The 14,083-nt window shown below is 50.8% G+C and carries 19 protein-coding genes and 1 pseudogene; 2 read left to right on the top strand and 18 right to left on the bottom strand.

Translation table 11 applies throughout. The features are described from left to right. Positions 1–63: 63 nt before the first annotated feature. The 4 genes from DSCA_RS26380 to DSCA_RS26370 form a co-directional block, all read right to left on the bottom strand. On the bottom strand, positions 64–879 hold the full coding sequence (locus DSCA_RS26380; RefSeq protein WP_155319284.1) for a cysteine hydrolase: 816 nt from the start codon (positions 877–879) through the stop codon (positions 64–66). A gap of 1,017 nt (positions 880–1,896) precedes the next feature. Continuing rightward, positions 1,897–2,433 (bottom strand): alpha/beta hydrolase family protein, encoded by a 537-nt coding sequence (locus DSCA_RS32340; protein ID WP_197904672.1) that lies wholly within the window; start codon positions 2,431–2,433, stop codon positions 1,897–1,899. Beyond that, a complete protein-coding gene (locus DSCA_RS32335) occupies positions 2,406–2,873 on the bottom strand; it encodes an alpha/beta fold hydrolase (protein ID WP_197904671.1) in 468 nt (155 codons plus the stop codon). Before DSCA_RS32335 ends, DSCA_RS32340 begins: the two co-directional genes overlap by 28 nt. Before the next feature lie 116 nt (positions 2,874–2,989). Next, the gene (locus DSCA_RS26370; protein WP_155319283.1) at positions 2,990–3,667 is read right to left on the bottom strand and encodes a cysteine hydrolase family protein; all 678 of its coding nucleotides are present in this window, start codon (positions 3,665–3,667) and stop codon (positions 2,990–2,992) included. A 385-nt stretch (positions 3,668–4,052) separates the two neighbouring features. Here DSCA_RS26370 and DSCA_RS26365 point away from each other — a divergent pair, with 385 nt between their 5' ends. Next, the gene (locus tag DSCA_RS26365) at positions 4,053–5,675 is read left to right on the top strand and encodes a sigma-54-dependent Fis family transcriptional regulator (protein ID WP_155319282.1); all 1,623 of its coding nucleotides are present in this window, start codon (positions 4,053–4,055) and stop codon (positions 5,673–5,675) included. A gap of 87 nt (positions 5,676–5,762) precedes the next feature. Here DSCA_RS26365 and DSCA_RS32745 read toward each other — a convergent pair whose 3' ends face one another. The 12 genes and pseudogenes from DSCA_RS32745 to DSCA_RS26315 all read right to left on the bottom strand — a co-directional run bounded on the left by DSCA_RS32745 (position 5,763) and on the right by DSCA_RS26315 (position 11,545). Next, positions 5,763–5,957, bottom strand: a complete 195-nt coding sequence (locus DSCA_RS32745) for a hypothetical protein (RefSeq protein ID WP_231716286.1) — start codon at positions 5,955–5,957, stop codon at positions 5,763–5,765. 36 nt (positions 5,958–5,993) lie between these two features. Then, a pseudogene (locus DSCA_RS33380) lies at positions 5,994–6,233 on the bottom strand (hypothetical protein); the annotation flags it as partial. 69 nt (positions 6,234–6,302) lie between these two features. Beyond that, the gene (locus DSCA_RS33375) at positions 6,303–6,467 is read right to left on the bottom strand and encodes an NAD(P)-binding protein (protein ID WP_155319280.1); all 165 of its coding nucleotides are present in this window, start codon (positions 6,465–6,467) and stop codon (positions 6,303–6,305) included. 139 nt (positions 6,468–6,606) lie between these two features. Then, positions 6,607–7,161, bottom strand: coding sequence for a hypothetical protein (locus DSCA_RS26350; protein WP_155319279.1), 555 nt, complete (start codon positions 7,159–7,161; stop codon positions 6,607–6,609). Continuing rightward, the gene (locus tag DSCA_RS26345; RefSeq protein WP_155319278.1) at positions 7,161–7,958 is read right to left on the bottom strand and encodes an esterase/lipase family protein; all 798 of its coding nucleotides are present in this window, start codon (positions 7,956–7,958) and stop codon (positions 7,161–7,163) included. The genes DSCA_RS26350 and DSCA_RS26345 overlap by 1 nt, the downstream gene beginning before the upstream one ends. Continuing rightward, the gene (locus DSCA_RS26340) at positions 7,955–9,004 is read right to left on the bottom strand and encodes a 2Fe-2S iron-sulfur cluster-binding protein (RefSeq protein WP_155319277.1); all 1,050 of its coding nucleotides are present in this window, start codon (positions 9,002–9,004) and stop codon (positions 7,955–7,957) included. The genes DSCA_RS26345 and DSCA_RS26340 overlap by 4 nt, the downstream gene beginning before the upstream one ends. 30 nt (positions 9,005–9,034) lie before the next feature. Next, positions 9,035–9,706 (bottom strand): MOSC domain-containing protein, encoded by a 672-nt coding sequence (locus DSCA_RS26335; protein WP_155319276.1) that lies wholly within the window; start codon positions 9,704–9,706, stop codon positions 9,035–9,037. A gap of 155 nt (positions 9,707–9,861) precedes the next feature. Beyond that, positions 9,862–10,122 carry an OsmC family protein gene (locus DSCA_RS33370; protein WP_197904670.1) on the bottom strand — a complete coding sequence of 87 codons (261 nt, stop codon included), beginning with the start codon at positions 10,120–10,122 and terminating at the stop codon, positions 9,862–9,864. Between the two features lie 6 nt (positions 10,123–10,128). Beyond that, positions 10,129–10,290, bottom strand: a complete 162-nt coding sequence (locus DSCA_RS32325) for an OsmC family protein (protein WP_197904669.1) — start codon at positions 10,288–10,290, stop codon at positions 10,129–10,131. 26 nt (positions 10,291–10,316) lie between these two features. Next, positions 10,317–10,634, bottom strand: a complete 318-nt coding sequence (locus DSCA_RS33365) for an OsmC family protein (protein ID WP_155319275.1) — start codon at positions 10,632–10,634, stop codon at positions 10,317–10,319. A gap of 18 nt (positions 10,635–10,652) precedes the next feature. Beyond that, complete coding sequence (locus DSCA_RS33360) at positions 10,653–10,814, bottom strand: OsmC family protein (protein ID WP_155319274.1); 162 nt, start codon at positions 10,812–10,814, stop codon at positions 10,653–10,655. Positions 10,815–10,990: 176 nt separating this feature from the next. Then, the gene (locus tag DSCA_RS26315; protein ID WP_155319273.1) at positions 10,991–11,545 is read right to left on the bottom strand and encodes a carboxymuconolactone decarboxylase family protein; all 555 of its coding nucleotides are present in this window, start codon (positions 11,543–11,545) and stop codon (positions 10,991–10,993) included. Positions 11,546–11,977: 432 nt separating this feature from the next. On the opposite strand from DSCA_RS26315, the gene DSCA_RS26310 reads away from it, so the two are divergent. Next, positions 11,978–12,832: an alpha/beta fold hydrolase gene (locus DSCA_RS26310; protein ID WP_155319272.1), complete on the top strand. Its 855-nt coding sequence runs from the start codon at positions 11,978–11,980 to the stop codon at positions 12,830–12,832. Between the two features lie 180 nt (positions 12,833–13,012). Here DSCA_RS26310 and DSCA_RS26305 read toward each other — a convergent pair whose 3' ends face one another. Both DSCA_RS26305 and DSCA_RS26300 read right to left on the bottom strand, forming a co-directional pair. Next, on the bottom strand, positions 13,013–13,198 hold the full coding sequence (locus DSCA_RS26305) for a type 1 glutamine amidotransferase family protein (RefSeq protein ID WP_155319271.1): 186 nt from the start codon (positions 13,196–13,198) through the stop codon (positions 13,013–13,015). 208 nt (positions 13,199–13,406) lie between these two features. Beyond that, positions 13,407–13,985, bottom strand: a complete 579-nt coding sequence (locus DSCA_RS26300; protein WP_155319270.1) for an O-methyltransferase — start codon at positions 13,983–13,985, stop codon at positions 13,407–13,409. Positions 13,986–14,083: the final 98 nt, after the last annotated feature.

Raw genomic sequence — 14,083 nt, 5'->3', positions numbered from 1 at the left:
GTGGGTGGTAGATGTTAGAAGTTATGTAAACGATTGGGTCCTTCTACAGTCTGGCCGTCCTGATTATCTGCCCAGTGCTTCCATTCTGTTTACGGCCTCATCCGTGGTCCAAACGGCGTTGGCCATCATACGAAAATTGATGAGTGCGGCGAGATATCCATCCCCTTCCGGAATGATCGCTCCGGCTGTTGCATCCTTGACCACCGCTACCTCAAAGCCTGCTTCCAACAACTCCCGCATATGGCTTTCTACACACAGGTTTGAGGACATCCCGGCCAGGATAACCTGGTCGATGCGTTGTTTCCGGAGTTGCAGGACAAGGTCGTTCTGCTCAGGTCCATACACCTTGTGCGGGGAAGCAATTACGGTCTTTCCATCGTTCAGGTAGGGTTTGTATCGCTGGACAAAGTCAGCCCCGGAACCCTCAAGACCGTTTACGTCCAACGGTCCGGGACGATCGAACATGCCGATGGAGTGCATCACCTTTTCCAACGCGCCCTCGAACTCCCATGTGTGATCGTGCGGATAGTAATAGTGCGGCGAGATGAAGACCGGCAGATCGTTGCTCTTGGCGGCCTTAAACAGGTCTTCAAGGTGCTGCACGACGTTGTGTTCGGTCACGGATTTACCGACAACACCCCAGGCGACACCGTTTTCGTCTAAAAAATCGTTTTGTGGGTCGACGACCACAAGCGCTACCCGTTGCGGGTCGAGCTGCATGTTGCTTGCCGGCAGACCAGGTTTATCCGGTTCGGCATAAGCGGGATTCACTGGGGAGCCTGCCCGAGCTGTGGATATCGTCAGCATCAGCGCCAGAAGAAATCCCAGTGCGGTTTGCATATGCCTGATAGAGAATTGTCTGCGAATTTGACCGTTCATGTTGAGCCTCCTTTATTAGTGGAATTGGTTGCTGCACTGAAGCGTGCGGTTCTGATTTCCTACGTTCGCTAAGGGGTATTACAAGGTGCATACCAACTATCATAAAATCCATTAACTTTTCGTTTTCAAAGCTTTTTTTATGCACAAAACTCGATCGTCTACAGACGAAACTTCGTAGAAAAACAATTTTTCGTGGTTAAACAACGAGACTTCGCATGTTCCAGTGCAGAAGAGAGGCTTCAAAGCACGAACTGGGATGGGACGTCCATCTGGACTTCTCTATCAGAGGCGGACCGAGAGCTCGCCCCATGACTCACTTTTGTAAATATTCGCTTTTAGTTGGTGTATATGGGGTCGGTTTTAGTGGGGGCTCGGTGCTGGTGGGGGTGTATATACCAAATGAGAAATAAACTCAGACACAGGCCCGATGATATTGGGCCTGAAATAGAAGGAGAACTAAAATGAAACGAATCAAGAAGCTCGTATTGTTGCAGATAAGATCATTGTCATTACGCTACAATCGAACAAGGATGTACTATTGGGCGGAATTAAGACTTTTCGATCTTAGGGATGTTACCGTATTGCCGGAGTTTTATTACCGTTTTTTATTCAGGCTGTCTATGCGGCTCGTACAGATCGGTCACTTTCGTATGTTCGCAGACAGGGCAATTCACACGATACCCTACCATGTCCGTTTCAACATCGCATGACGCATACCAAGAAGCCAGATACCCCAACGGTTTGGGACCTGGTAACATTATGGAATGGTCGATATCGATATCACAAGAAAGGGCTACCTTACGGGAAGCCTTTTTTTTGTATCTCTATCGACGGATGCTTCAGTTTGGATTCATACAACGAACGACGCAACAAGAACAAGTACGGGTCTTTGTTGCTGCTATTAGGAAGAAGTTATTATTTTGATGGATTGTTTCAGTGTCCAATTTCCTCTTTTTGGGAGGTTAAGTGATGGTGGAAAGCTTGATCTCTCATTTGACCACCATCAAATTACCGCTCCTATTTTAAGGTGAGTTTTGTACTCAGGAACTTGCGCATCAAACTGGCGATCCGGACACCATCTTCCTCGAGCACAAAATACCCTGTTTCCAGTAAATGAAACTTAATATTCTTAAGGTCCCTTTTGTATGGATAGGCTCCATCTGCTGGAAAAATATAATCGTTTATTCCCCAAACAATCAGTGGGGGTGGCTGATGCTTGCGAAAATATGCCTGCCATGCCGGGTAGTGAGGGATATTGTTTTTGTAGTCGTAAAACAGGGCAAGCTGAATTGCAGGATTGCCCTCCTTGGTCAGATGATACAGGTCTGCCTCCCAATTATCCGGGCTGATAGACGCCTCATTTCTCACGCCGTGCGTGTAATGCCAATTGACTCCCTCCGGCGTGATGAACTCAGCCAGTGGTTTTGCATCCTCAGGAGTGCGATCATTCCAGTATTTTCGGATAGGATCCCAGAATTCGCGCAGCCCTTCTTCATATGCATTGCCGTTCTGGATGATAAGTGATTCTAAACGCTCCGGATGTCGAACAGCCAATCGGAAACCGATGGGGCACCGTAGTCCATCACATACAAACTGTAGCACTTTAAATCCAACTTCTCCAGAAAGTCTTCTATCACATCGGCCAGACGATCGAAGGTGTAATCAAATGCTTTGATATCCGGCATTGCACTATTTCCGAATCCTGGATAATCCGGAACCACGAGACGAAAGTCGTCGGCCAAGGCCGGAATAAGGTTGCGGAACATATGGGACGACGTTGGGAATCCGTGCAAAAAAATGATTGCAGGTGAACTACCGGAACCAGCATCACGGTAGAAATTATATAAGTTTTGGACAGTTATCGTGCGGTACCGTGTTTGGTAATTGTCCGATTTAAATACCGCCGCTGGATCATTTGTTCCAACAACAGTAAAACCGGTTAAAAACAACCATGCAACAAAAATGGCGCCAAAAATGGTGTGGTATCTGTTCATCTTGTACCTCTTTTCTCAATTATATTGTATGTCGACTAATTTAACTATTCGGCAAACTCCGAGCCGAATGCTTACGCCTCCGACCCGGAGCCCGCCATTTGCTCAAGCGGCCGTCTTCAACGCCCACTTTCATTTATCGCGTTGACGGCTTCAGCCGTGGTCCATACGGTATTTGCCATATAGCGAAAGTTGATCATCGCGGCCAGAAAACCGTCACCTTCGGGCAATTTTGCGGCCGCAGTGGCATCTTTAACGACGGCCACCTTGAATCCTTGCTCCAGAAGCTCACGCATATGGGACTCTACGCACAGATTCGCCGACATGCCCGCCAGGATCACCTTGCCGATATCTCGCTTGCGCAGCTGCAGAGCCAGATCGTTGGATTCGGGCCCGTATATCTTGTGCGGGCTCACGACCACAGTGGCGCCATCGTTGATGAAAGGCTTATAACGTTCCAGCCAGTCGGCTCCCGAGCCTTCAAAACCGTCAAGGTTCAACGGACCTTTACGGTCGAACATGCCGATGTTATGCATCAACGCTTCCAATGTTCCTTCGAACTTCCAGCCGTGGTCCGCAGGGTAGTAATAGTGTGGTGAGATGAAGACCGGTAGCCCGATCTCCTTGGCTGTCTTAAAGAGCGTTTCAATGTTGTCTACCGTGTTGTTCTCCGTTACGCTTTCGCCAACAACGCCCCATGTGACGCCATCAGGGCTAAGAAAATCATTTTGGGGATCGATAATGACCAATGCCGTACGTTTGATGTCTATCTTCATGCCTGGATTTGGTAGTGCCATGTCAGCCTCCTATCTTTATAGGTTGTTGCCGATAAACTCAGCAGTTTGAAAGCACCACTCCAAAATACGTACCAATTTTGACTTTGCTTGCAACAAACTGTAATTTATACAATATTAATTTTATCTACATTGGGTGGACACACCGAATTATCGTTGACACCGTATTTACGTGCCATGTGAATCTCGACAATGAGAGCGTATATGAAAATGTTCTTCCTATCGGTTGTTGTGTTGAGGAAAATTGTGTTTGAATATCTTGGCGATTGGAATAATCGCTGGTAAGTTAGGCTACAACGTATCCAATTTGTGGCAAATCTTGCACCGGGTGCAATTTTGATCTTGAATTCAGCTTGCGAAACCACGAAATTTCGTTTAGTTAGGTTTCATGAAACCTGACAACGTTCACGAACTGGATTACGAAGCCTACAAAACCCTTCTCCTGGAGATGGCCCAGGAACACGTTGTTGCCACGCTACTGGGGATGATCGTCCGGCAGCTCGCCCGACGTCCCCACGTAGCGCTGGCCCGGATTTGGTTGATCAAGGAGGGAGACTGCCCTTGTCCGAACAAGGAGGCGACCTGTGAAGACAACGCGAAATGTCTCCACCTGGTGGCGAGCCGGGGGCGCTCCCTGGTTGACAAAGACGCCGACTGGTCCCGACTGGATGGAGCGTTCAGCCGTTTTGCGCTGGGGTCCCGTAAGGTCGGATGGATAGCAGCCACGGGTAAGGCTGTGGAAGTGAACGATACAGAAAAGGATTCCAAATGGATCGCCAGGCCGGAGTGGGCGCGTCGAGAAAAGATTCTGGGATTTGGCGGCCAGCCGCTCCTTTACAAGGGTGAAGTCCTGGGTGTCCTGTCGATTTTCACTCGCGATTTACTCCAGCATGAAGAGCTCGTCTGGATGCGGATGATCGCGGATCATGCCGCCACCGCCATCGTCAACGCAAGGGCATTCGAAACGATCAATCGCTTGCAAGAACAGCTGGAGCTGGAATGCTCCTATTTGCGTGAGGAGGTGCAGGAAGCCCGTGCATTCGGTGATATCGTCGGCCAAAGCGAAGCCCTGAGAAGTGTTCTGAAGCAAGTTGAACTGGTGGCGCCAACAGACACCAACGTTATCATTCTGGGTGAATCCGGAACAGGCAAGGAGCTTGTCGCCCGTGAAATCCACAAGCGCAGTCTGCGGCAAGACCGTCCGCTCATTAAGGTCAACTGCGCTTCCATCAGCCGGGAGCTGTATGAAAGCGAATTTTTCGGTCATGTGAAAGGCGCTTTTAGCGGCGCACTAAAGGATCGGGCCGGAAGGTTTGAAGCCGCCGACGGTGGGACGCTCTTTCTTGACGAAGTCGGTGAAATCCCCATCGACCTGCAGAGCAAACTCCTACGCGTCCTGCAGGAAGGCGAGTATGAACGCGTCGGGGATGAGAAGACGCGTAAAGTGGATGTACGCATTATCGCGGCGACAAATCGGAACCTGAAGAAGGATATCGGGAAAGGCCTCTTTCGCCAGGACCTTTATTACCGTCTGAGTGTTTTCCCCCTTGAGGTGGCCCCACTACGATATCGCAAAGAGGATATCCCTCTGCTTGCCGAGCACTTTTTGGGATTGATCCAGAAAAGGGGAAATCGCAAACTCCCACGTTTAACCAAGACCAGCCTCAAAGAGCTTCAGGGTTATGATTGGCCCGGGAATGTACGCGAACTGCAAAACGTTATCGAACGAGCCGTGATTATTTCACAGGGCGATCCGCTTCGTTTCATCTGGCCTGATGAAAAAGGCGCTTACGATACGACCGAAACGTCGGCAGAGGATTCCGGGTCTGATGATGAGTGGACAGTCGTCCCCGATTCCGAAATGAAACAAAGGGAGCGCCGGAACATCATCGCTGCCTTAGAAAAAAGCGATTGGACGATTTACGGTGCAAGGGGCGCGGCGCGGCTTCTTGGTATCAAACCGACAACGTTGTCTTCACGAATAAAAAAGATGAATATTCGGAAGCCGTAGGCCTCCCGGGAGACAGACGATGACCGGTCTCGATAGATCCATCACATATTTTTCACCTTAAGTGCCCGGATCGGTAAATTACGTTATCTACGCCTCGTATGACGTATGGTGTGCCTGCCCGGGCGAGGGCATCCTCCGTCTGGCCACCATGGCCAACTGGGGATAGGAGAAAAGTATGGCCGGCACGGCCTGATAATTGATCGTCCGGGGTTTGTCACCCTTTATTGCGGCGATGATGTTGGCCGCCGCAACAAAGGCTTCATAATCCGCTACTCGCGCCAACTGAGGTGTTGCGGCACAATCTCCGATGGCAGAAACACGGGGATGGGTGGTGCGCCTCCGGGCATCCGTTGTGATGCCCCGATGGCCATATTCAACGCCAGCTTGGCCGAGGGCCAGACTCTCCAGATTGGGTGTCCGGCCCGCTCCATGGTATCGGGATCGATGAAACGGGCTGTCCCCTCGTGATAGTCGATGCCGGCCTCGTAAAGGCCATTGACGGTAATGTCCGGAATATTGACCGTGAAAGCGTTCTTTCGATCCAGAATCGCGGCCCAATCGCTAACGAGAGGCGATTGTATGCCTCTGCCGGTTAGATGCTGGGCACGGGCCACGGTTTCGGTTACCTCATAAAAGTACTTCTTGGCCTGGCACGCCGCCAGGGCGCACACTCCCCCCCGGCCGTCCGCTATTGTCCACCAGGGCGACTTCAAGTCCGTGAGCGCGCAGTTCATGGGCTGCGGTCTGGCCCGCGGTGCCTGCGCCGACGGCAACGGCATCATAGTTTTTCATATGCCACCTCCATGGAGGTGCTGAATTGTTGGTTGTTCCAATAAAAAATAAAGGATGTTATCCGTGAAGACCGGATCTTTTGTCAAACCCAGATGATCCGAAAAAAGAAAAAGCACCTGGTTCCAGAAGATCGGCGATTTCAGCCGCTGATTCGATTGCGATGATAGACGTTCATCAAGCAAGGAACTGCTACGTAATACCGAGCCGTCACCAGCACCTTTCTCAATGACCCACAGTTTCCCATCGGCGTCGAATTGAGCGGTCCTGTTCGTGGGGTTCGAATCCCTGCCACCAGAAATAATTGGATACCTGCCGGCGAGCGTGCCGGTAGGTCCATGGCGGCGGCAAATTGTTTCGCCCGGTGCAAAGATTTGGCTTGATGGTCGAGCGCAATTTCGCGTCGTTTCCAGGCGTCTTGGATCTCAGGCAAGAGTTCTTTTAGGACCTTTTCCTGCCGGGGGTCGGCCAAACCCCAATGATTTCGACGCCAAAGCTCGGGAGCATACAGATCCTTGACGGGATTTCCGCTGCTGTCCAAAACCGGCTGGTGACGAGTAGGAGGCAACAGTTGGTATGCCGACGGCATGGTGCCGACAATCGCGGCCGGGTAAGTTGGAATGCGTGTTACCGGTTTTATCCCTTCGGATAAATGCAGCAGCGAGTCCAGCAGACCAGCATTGGGTGGGCCGATCATCACCAGACGTTCGATATTTCGAGCCCCTTCCAGTTTAACTCCGGCAGGCTTCCATCCAGGGGGAGTTCTTGGGTGCCGTATCGGATATAATACCGTGCCACCAATCCGCCCATGGAATGTGCTACCATATCAAATTTGACATGTTCGATCTTTACCGCAAACCGCTTCGCAACCGGCCGCTTGATATAGGCTTGTTTTACCCTGATAAAACGATATAGCTGAACGGCACTTTCGACGATGTCCCTGCGCCATTCGTAGTCGAACTGAAAGCAGGTGAAGTGCTGGTCTCCGTAGTCGATCACGTCTGCAAGCCCCTGATCGCGGTAGCCGCCAACCCCCAAGACTCTTAAAATATGGTAGTTGGCATTTAATTCTACAGGAACGCCAAGAGCATTATGGATGAACCGGTCCAGCGCACCTTCGGACACCGTGTCGTCTCGCAGAGCTGATAGTGAACTGCCTTTTCGCATGGGCAGCCCCACCATCCTCGCGCCCTCTGGTGTATTGGGGTCTACCTGACCGAGCCCGAATGCTCCCCAAACAATGCGGCCTGAGGTTTGTTGCACCAACCGCGGGCCTAGCAGTCCCGGCATGACAATAACCGGATTGCGGTAGAGGTCTTTCGTTTGGGCCAGACTGTCGTATAGATGGCCCAAGTCCGGGTGGCGAGTAATTGATGTCCATGCCATTAGAAAGCCCGCAAGCGATAACAGGAGGAATAGTTTATACCGGGGAAGCATTTTCTTGGAAAATCTCTCATTAAAAATACGGCGATCTATAACGGCTCTGGGTTTCAAACATCGATCACCAGGTTTGACCGTGGACGCGAGCAGCAGAGGAGCGCCTGGCCGGGATAGGGTGGATCCAAAGGCTCGAAATTGTAATCGACTTCACCTCTTGAAATTTTGTATTGGCACGTGTGACAGATTCCGGAGCGGCAGCTAAAATCCGGAAACACGCCCTGATCTTCTGCAAATTCAAGCAGGTTTTCGTACTCGGGATCCCATTTTGCGGTAATTCCGGACGCTGAAAACTTGACCTCATAAGCCTTTTCTTCGAAGGTTGTTTCCTTCTTGCGGCGTCTGACGCTAGTGCCCTCTTGCAGAAGGGTGGCAGGGCCAAAAAGCTCGAAGCGAATGCGTGTTTCCGGTACGCCCCATTCCCACAGGCTCTTCAGTAAGCCATTCATGAAAGGCGGAGGCCCGCAGAGAAAAAACTCCATGTCCGTTCCGGGTAAAAGTGCTTTCAAAAGGTCCAGGTCCACATGACCGACACTGTCATACTCACGCCCCTCGATATCTTCCGGACGGGGCTGGCTGTAGCGGATGTGTACCTTGATGTCCTCGTTTCCTGCGGCAACTTGGCGCATATGCTTGCACATGGCGTGATGGACGCCGTTGCGGGTGCCATGGATAAACCAGGTCGGCCTTTTCTTACCGGAGTCGGCGACGGCATTGAGCATGCTGATCATCGGCGTCAGACCCACCCCGCCGCTGAGCAGAACAATTGGGCTTTCCTTCTGGGGATCAAGAAAAAAGTCGCCGCGTGGGGCTGCCACCTGCAGGCGGGTGCCGGGCTCGACGACATCATGAAAGTAGTTGGAACCGGAAACATTGTCCGAATCTTGGTGTGACGGTTCTTTTTTTATGGTTATCCGGTAGTATTCGGCATGGCAGGGGCATTCCGATAGCGAGTAGGTGCGGATGATCGGTTTGGGTCGGCCGGGAGTGGTCAGCCGGAACGTCAAAAATTGGCCGACCATGTAAACAGGTAGTGGCAGCCTGTCTTCAGGAATCAGGTAAAAAGAGGTGATTGTCTGGCTTTCCGGCACCTTCTTATCCACGATAAAGTGCCGAAACCCTTTCCATGCTCTTTATTGCGGCATGCGTGTTAGTCGCTTTTCACCGGAAGAGGTCAGGATTTCTTCGAAAACCCGGACCCAATCCGGGGGAACGGCGGGGATGCGTATGAGCCGACGGATTTTTTCGAGGTTGTCGTAGTCGAAAAAATAGAGGCGGGCAAAGTCCCACACGGTAATTTTCCCAGGCCCGGTCGTAATCAGCTCGATCTCGTCGCCGGCACCGACTTCCCCCTCCTCCAAAACCCGAAAACAGAAACCAAGGCGGCCGCTGGTGATAAACTGCCGTGAAAAACCCGGCAGATCCATCTTCATTTCCATTTTGAAACAGGGCACACGAGGTTGAGTCACCTCAAGCAGCGCACTCCCGACTCGGAAGACGTCGCCGATGTGGATCCGATCGTCCGGCATCTCCTCAACGGTGAAATTCTCGCCGAAGTGCCCAAAACCGATGTCGTCCCGGTCCAGCACCCGTTGCCAATAGAGGATGTTTTCGAGATCGTAAGCATACACGGCCTTATACACGCCGCCATGGACCGTAAGGTCGGCTTGGCCGTCACCATCCACATTGAGCTTGCGCACCATCACCCTTCCGTCCACCGGCGATTTGAAGATCCCGGTGCTCACCTTGCGGCCCAAGTGCTCCACCGTTTTGGGCATACCTACATTGACCGATACCAGATTCATGGTTTCCTCCTGGTAGTTTTTTGTTCGTCCGTAAATGATTCCGGCAAAAGGTCCGCCTCGCTGGATCTCAAAAAAGGAACGCCGAAGAAAAGTTTTGCTGTATCGGCGGCTCCGTACCGGTCATGCCTGCGTCCTGAAATAGTCTGGTACGTTCTCTATACCTCGGACGTTCGTATCTTGATTTCGGAAGAAAGGGTGCGGTGAACCGGGCAACGGGTGGCGATTTCCAAGAGCCGTTTCCTTTGAACGTCATCGAGATTTCCTTCCATATGGATCTCACTGCTGATCTGATCGAGCATCCCTTTTTTCGTCCCGCAGTCTCCGCAATCTGTTGCATGAATCCTGCTATGGCTGAGACGGACTTCAACACTATGCAGCTCGAACCCTTTCCGCTCCGCATACATGCGGAGTGTCATGGAAGTTCAGGATCCAAGTGCCGCAAGCAGGTAATCATATGGCCCCGGCCCACGATCAGAGCCGCCAAATGGCTCCGGTTCATCTGCTAAGAATTGATGCTTGGCAGTTTCAATGATTTGCGTGAAACGCTCACCTATTACCGAACGTACGACTACTTCTTGTGCCATGACTATCTCCTTTCCGGTCGGTTGTCTCACTGTGGTATACTCTCCGTGTCTACGACTTGAACAATTGGTTGTCGAGGTAAACCTGCTGGTGGTTCCTTATGAAGATGAAATTCTATCGCCACGCCGGCACTCAAGGTGCGATGCATCCAACAGCGACCGGCGATCTCCAAAAGCCGGCTGCGCTGATTGGCGTCCAGGTCGCCGATCAGTTCGATAGACCCATCAATGGCATCAAGCTTTCCCAATGCGGTTTTTCCATCCGGGAACTGCACCGGGTCCGTTCGGTGGTGGCTGAGTTGGATGCGGACATCCTCCAAGGGGATCCTTTTTCGCTCCGCATACATGCGAAGTGTGATCGCCGCTCAAGAACCCAGTGCGGCCAGCAGGAAAGAATAGGGACCCGGGCCCCTGTCGGAACCGCCGAATTTTTTAGACCGGTCGGCAGCCAGCGTATGCCGGCCAGTCTCGATCACTTGAGCATAGCGCTCACCTGCCATCGAATGAATGGTGACATTTAGTGCCATAGCATGTCCTCCCTTCCGATAGGCCGAGCCAGCCGTCAACGGATAGCTGTGACCATTTTGTACGTTTCAGCTGAATCAAGGGCCGGCACGGTAGGGCACCGAGCCGGCCCGGAGAAACAGTCGGTTACTTCACACGCCGATCGTGAAAAAATATATGCCCTTTCCCTTGGACATGCCTATGCGGCCGATGCCCTCTGTGCGGTATCCACGTGCGGGAAATCGATCTCGGTGCGCGCTACGTTGTTAAAATAGTTGGTGAACAGGTTCATTCCTACATGCGCGATAATCTCTACGATTTCACCTTCGCTAAAGCCGGCATCGCGGACACGCTTAAGGTCATTATCCTCGATGCGGCCACGTGTGTCTGCAACAGCTCTGGCAAAACGCAAGGCAGTACCGGTCTTTGCATCTTCTGATCGACCCTCTAGATTGGCGGCCAGCTCAGACGGGGCGATCCCCGCCTTCTTTCCAAGATAGGTGTGGGCAGAAACGCAATAGTCACATTGGTTGATGCTGGCCAAAGTTACCGCGATCGTCTCCCGAAGTTTCGGGTCGAGATCGCCATCCGCCAGTGCCTTGCTCTGGGCCAAATAAAATTCGAGCACCGCCGGCGAATTAGCAAAGCCTTTAAAAATGTTGGGTACGGATCCCATTTGCTTTTTTACAGTCTCCAAAAGTTCACGAGATTTCCCCTGAGCTTTGGACGGTTCAACAGGCTTGATACGTGTCATTGGTCTGGTCCTTTCCAGTGTATTTGTTATATGCGGCACTTGCTTGTGTCGTACCAGCACATTTACAAGTTACATGCCAGGCCACGAAGATTTGCAATATCTTGATATTATATGAAAAAAGAAACCTTCAACGAATGAGACTGCAACGATATTTCATGGCTTTCCCACGAAATTTTGATTTCATTAAATGCTATGGACCGTCTAGTCGAGACACGGCATCAAAGAATATATGTAATCATAAGGCCTTATAAGTATTCTCAACGATTGGTACAATTCTTGTTTGATCTCTATGCAGGTACAAACGAGTAGAACAGCAATGCGTCCGATACTACAAACAGCATACCGACGAGGGCGTTTGGACATTTTGAGCCAATCCATCGCGATTTATTTTATCGTCCCGGATACGGCAACTCATCGCCAAGAGGAAATATCATGACTCTCTTACTCCACCTGATTCAAATGAAAAACCGAATTTTCGGTCATCTTCTGCCTCTGCGAACCGCAGAGAAGGCCAGGGATTTTTTCCTGACACCACGACGTTTTCCAGTTAGAATGTGGGAAAAAGAGAAGGAAGCCCAAGGAAGGCGTTTTGCGATAAACGACTGTTTGAGCGCGATCACATGGGGAACGTCCAAACGGAAGATATTGCTTGTGCATGGTTGGGAGAGCCGTGCGACACAGTTGGCCGGATTTGTCGACCCCTTGGTTCTCAACGGTTTTCAGGTTGTTGCTGTCGACGCACCGGCTCATGGGTTTTCGCTTGGTAAGCAATCAACGCCATTGATGTTTGCGGAAGCCATCCAGACCGTCGACCAACAGATCGGCCCATTTAACGGTATTCTTGGTCACTCGATGGGAGGCAGCGCAGTAGGAATCAACCTCTCGAATGGATTGAATTACGAGAAGACCGTATTGATCTCCAGCCCTTCCTCCATGATTAATGTGCTGCAACGCTTTGCTCAATTGATTGGCTTGCCGCCAAAGAGTGCGTCCACGTTTATCCGCTTAGTGGAAGAGGCGGTCGGCGTTCCTGCAAAAAATTTAGACATCGCGGAGAAGCTCAAGGGGTTGCAACATGATGGATTGATTATTCACGACATTGATGATCAAGAGGTTCCTTTCGGCGATGCAGCGTCCATCAATCGTAGTTGGACCTCATCGAAATTGATCTTAACACGCGGGTTTGGCCATCGTTCCATCGTTCGACAACCGAAGGTATGGAACGAGGTTGCAGCATTCTTCTCCAATATGGCTGCCGGGCACCATATTTCCAGACCTGCTAAATAGGGAGACCAGCTCCAATATATCGAAGCTGGACTTTATCCCTTCCGCCTGAAGGTTGTGGTGATCAATCCCCGATCAGGATTCAAAGGGTCCAGGATTTTCGCTGATCACCGTTAAATTGCCATATTTCCCTCTATGAAAAAATGCACGGGCAAAAATTCAGACCCCTTGCTGTCAAGCGGTCTATTGTGCATTTAATTGTTGAATAATCATGTCCGCAACTTTTTTTGCCGATGCTGGATTTTGTCCTGTAATAAGACGGCCATCAACAACAACATTTTCTTTCCAGGGCTCACCATAAATATGCACAGCACCACGTTCTATGAGTTTGTTCTGCAACAGAAATGGCATAATATGGATTTTTCCCAACAGTTCCTCTTCTTCATTGGTTAACGCTGAAACCCTTTTTCCTGAGACTAGTGTTCATCCAGAAATAGGCAAATTGGGTCGAGATCAAGGCGCGCGAAAAATTTTACCGCAGGCATATGGCTGATATTCCGAGGATAAAATTTTGAGCGCAACGCAGATATCGGACAAATTGGCCATTTATGGATGGGCACTAGATAACCTCCTGAGCCTATTTACTGCCTTTGTAAACCAGCAATTCTCCTTTTCCTACCGGCACCAAAGAAACGGACAAGTGCTTGTGAGGTCTCACCCAATCGACGAATTCGGTCAACTCGCTTTCATGGGACACGGCGTTATCACACACCAGAAGGCCGCCGGTATTAAGCAGGTCAAACAGCTTCTCTGCAAGGGACAGGTACAAAGACCTGTCGGCATCCAAAAAGATCATATCAACATTTTGCGGCACCTTGGCCAACTCACTGCGGACGTCACCGACAAGCTGTGTGATTTTGTACAGCAGCCCTGCCCGTTCGAAATTTCTCTTGGCTTCGGCCGCTTTGGCTTCATTTTTTTCGATGGTGTAAACTTGACCGCGCGCCAGTAAGGATGAGGCCAGCCAGAGGGTTGAATAACCGTTGGAAGTGCCAATTTCGAGGATGGTCCGGGCTTTTATCGCCTTGACCAATACGGACAAGAACTCTCCCGTATCCCGAGTAATGTTCAGATATTTCTTTAGTTTGTCCGATTGATCGGCATCGTTTTGAAGACCATGCGCTTCCCACTCGGACAATAATTCATGCAATACCATGTCCACCTCTCCATTAGTTCCTAATTCAAAAGCCGCCCTTTAATTTCCGTTGTTCAGCGATTCATCCGGGCAAACAAATTCGATGGTATTGCCAACGG

The organism is Desulfosarcina alkanivorans, assembly GCF_009688945.1.
In the GTDB taxonomy this organism is placed as follows: domain Bacteria; phylum Desulfobacterota; class Desulfobacteria; order Desulfobacterales; family Desulfosarcinaceae; genus Desulfosarcina; species Desulfosarcina alkanivorans.
Note: the sequence above shows the minus strand (reverse complement) of the source record. Positions and strands in the feature narration are given on the sequence as shown.

What these genes read in the sequence shown, in the direction of transcription:
- DSCA_RS26370 (WP_155319283.1), bottom strand. Translation starts at nt 3,667, where the DNA reads ATGGCACTACCAAATCCAGGCATGAAGATAGACATCAAACGTACGGCA.
- DSCA_RS26300 (WP_155319270.1), bottom strand. Translation starts at nt 13,985, where the DNA reads ATGGTATTGCATGAATTATTGTCCGAGTGGGAAGCGCATGGTCTTCAA.
- DSCA_RS33365 (WP_155319275.1), bottom strand. Translation starts at nt 10,634, where the DNA reads ATGTATGCGGAGCGAAAAAGGATCCCCTTGGAGGATGTCCGCATCCAA.
- DSCA_RS26315 (WP_155319273.1), bottom strand. Translation starts at nt 11,545, where the DNA reads ATGACACGTATCAAGCCTGTTGAACCGTCCAAAGCTCAGGGGAAATCT.
- DSCA_RS26335 (WP_155319276.1), bottom strand. Translation starts at nt 9,706, where the DNA reads ATGAATCTGGTATCGGTCAATGTAGGTATGCCCAAAACGGTGGAGCAC.
- DSCA_RS26380 (WP_155319284.1), bottom strand. Translation starts at nt 879, where the DNA reads ATGAACGGTCAAATTCGCAGACAATTCTCTATCAGGCATATGCAAACC.
- DSCA_RS32325 (WP_197904669.1), bottom strand. Translation starts at nt 10,290, where the DNA reads ATGGCACAAGAAGTAGTCGTACGTTCGGTAATAGGTGAGCGTTTCACG.
- DSCA_RS33375 (WP_155319280.1), bottom strand. Translation starts at nt 6,467, where the DNA reads ATGAAAAACTATGATGCCGTTGCCGTCGGCGCAGGCACCGCGGGCCAG.
- DSCA_RS26350 (WP_155319279.1), bottom strand. Translation starts at nt 7,161, where the DNA reads ATGATCGGCCCACCCAATGCTGGTCTGCTGGACTCGCTGCTGCATTTA.
- DSCA_RS26365 (WP_155319282.1), top strand. Translation starts at nt 4,053, where the DNA reads ATGAAACCTGACAACGTTCACGAACTGGATTACGAAGCCTACAAAACC.
- DSCA_RS32335 (WP_197904671.1), bottom strand. Translation starts at nt 2,873, where the DNA reads ATGAACAGATACCACACCATTTTTGGCGCCATTTTTGTTGCATGGTTG.
- DSCA_RS33360 (WP_155319274.1), bottom strand. Translation starts at nt 10,814, where the DNA reads ATGGCACTAAATGTCACCATTCATTCGATGGCAGGTGAGCGCTATGCT.
- DSCA_RS33370 (WP_197904670.1), bottom strand. Translation starts at nt 10,122, where the DNA reads ATGACACTCCGCATGTATGCGGAGCGGAAAGGGTTCGAGCTGCATAGT.
- DSCA_RS26310 (WP_155319272.1), top strand. Translation starts at nt 11,978, where the DNA reads ATGACTCTCTTACTCCACCTGATTCAAATGAAAAACCGAATTTTCGGT.